Below are 1,408 nucleotides of genomic sequence, written 5' to 3'. Positions count from 1 at the left end.
GTGCTCGATCGGCATCGACGCCTGGTGGCTAGCGCGGGGCCCGGTGGGGGTCTCGGTCCGCTGCTGGAGATGGTCAGCTCCGATCTGGGTATGAACTGCTGGGTCGTCACGTCGTCGGGACGGGTACTCGCCGGATCCGAAAATCCGCCGGACACCGAAGCGGTGGCGCAGGACTTCATGAGCTCGGTACGGCTGCCGCGCTATTGCCCGGAGCAGCGAGTCTCGGTGTTCGCCGTCGACGGTGAGTCCGCACCGCGCGTCGTGGATTGGTTCGTGGCCTTCGAAAGCGATTGGCAGACATGGGATGCGCCGAGACTTTCCCTGGCCGGACAGCTGGCGTCGATCGTGGCGGTGGAACGCAGTCGCGTCGACGATCGCCTGTCCGGGTCGGGAATTCTGGCGCAGGAATTCGTGCGCACGATCGTCGGCGGTGCGACGGCCGCTGACATCCTCGCCCAGATGCACGTCATCGGACTCGACATCGAAACACGGTATGCTGCAGTGGCTGTGGCCACGTCCGGGGAGACGTTGCGGCTCGGCGAGCTACGCCCGCTGTTACGAGAAGTGCTGGCACCGTTGGAGATCACCCTCGGAATCGTCGACGGTGAGGCCATCGCGTTGGTGGAGGCGCGAACCGACCGAACCGATTCCGTTCGGCGAGCGGTCCACACGTTGGCACCGGGACTGGTCGGTAGCGGCACCTCGATCGGTGTCAGCGCTCCGACCGCGCCCGTCGACATCCGAAGCGCGATCGAGGAAGCGCGCTACGCCCGCAGACTCGCCGAGCGTCGTGGCTCGGACTGCAGTGTCGTCGGTCACGACGAATTGGCCACGCTGACAATACTTCTCGCCAACGTTCCCGACGACGTGCGACGCATGTTCACCTCGAGACTGCTGACTCCCCTGGTCGACTACGACGACCTGCACAACAGTGATCTCGTCGAGACGCTGTCGGTGTACCTCGACACCAACGGAGCCTGGACTCGATGTGCCGAACAATTGCACATGCACGTCAATTCCGTCCGATATCGCATCCAGCGCATCGAGGAACTGACCGGCCGCGATCTGTCGCGACTGGAGGACAGGATCGAGTTCTACTTGGCTCTACGGCTGCGGTGACCCGTCGCGGTCTACCCTGGAGCCATGGCTCTCATTGCAACACTGGATCTGACGTTCAAGCCCGAGTCTCTTGCCGACGCGCGAGCACTGCTGCGCACGGTGCTGGCCGAAACCCGCGCGTTCGAGGGTTGCCTCGGCGTCGACGTGTGGGTCGACGAGGAGAACGAGGCCCACGTGGTGGCCTACGAGACGTGGGAGTCGGCCGAGGCCGATGCGAAGTACCGCGAGTTCCGCGCCGGTCCCGGCCAGATCACCGAACTGCCGCCGATGCTTGCTGCCGCTCCGACAC

General features: G+C 64.9%; 2 protein-coding genes. Both read left to right on the top strand.

Annotation, left to right across the window (positions count from 1 at the left end; translation table 11 throughout):
• Positions 1 to 1,119: PucR family transcriptional regulator (locus CH256_RS16640; protein WP_218829143.1), on the top strand; the 1,119-nt coding region annotated here is incomplete at its 5' end.
• Between the two features lie 24 nt (positions 1,120 to 1,143).
• The coding region (locus tag CH256_RS16635) for a putative quinol monooxygenase (protein WP_143536599.1) at positions 1,144 to 1,408 on the top strand (265 nt) is incomplete at its 3' end.

It is taken from the genome of Rhodococcus sp. 05-2254-6 (assembly GCF_002258565.1).
GTDB lineage: Bacteria > Actinomycetota > Actinomycetes > Mycobacteriales > Mycobacteriaceae > Rhodococcoides.
This window is presented reverse-complemented; position numbering and strand designations above follow the sequence as displayed.